Origin of the sequence: Xenorhabdus sp. PR6a, from assembly GCF_028599065.1 — a bacterium.
GTDB classification, from domain to species: Bacteria; Pseudomonadota; Gammaproteobacteria; order Enterobacterales; family Enterobacteriaceae; genus Xenorhabdus; species Xenorhabdus doucetiae.
Genome location: NZ_JAQRFJ010000205.1, coordinates 1 through 663 on the forward strand (window position 1 = coordinate 1; position 663 = coordinate 663).

Annotated in this window: 1 rRNA gene; it reads left to right on the top strand. The window is 54.4% G+C overall.

The window, feature by feature from the left end:
• Window positions 1-663, top strand: a 23S ribosomal RNA gene (locus PSI15_RS18365); the annotation flags it as partial.

Below are 663 nucleotides of genomic sequence, written 5' to 3' on the forward strand. Positions count from 1 at the left end.
GGATGACTTGTGGCTGGGGGTGAAAGGCCAATCAAACCGGGAGATAGCTGGTTCTCCCCGAAAGCTATTTAGGTAGCGCCTCGTGAACTCATCTTCGGGGGTAGAGCACTGTTTCGGCTAGGGGGCCATCCCGGCTTACCAACCCGATGCAAACTGCGAATACCGAAGAATGTTATCACGGGAGACACACGGCGGGTGCTAACGTCCGTCGTGAAGAGGGAAACAACCCAGACCGCCAGCTAAGGTCCCGAAGTCATGGTTAAGTGGGAAACGAAGTGGGAAGGCTCAGACAGCCAGGATGTTGGCTTAGAAGCAGCCATCATTTAAAGAAAGCGTAATAGCTCACTGGTCGAGTCGGCCTGCGCGGAAGATGTAACGGGGCTAAACCATGCACCGAAGCTGCGGCAGCGACACGTTTGTGTTGTTGGGTAGGGGAGCGTTCTGTAAGCCGTTGAAGGTTGGTCGTGAGGCTGGCTGGAGGTATCAGAAGTGCGAATGCTGACATAAGTAACGATAAAGCGGGTGAAAAACCCGCTCGCCGGAAGACCAAGGGTTCCTGTCCAACGTTAATCGGGGCAGGGTGAGTCGACCCCTAAGGCGAGGCTGAAAAGCGTAGTCGATGGGAAACAGGTGAATATTCCTGTACTCGGTGTTACTGCGAAG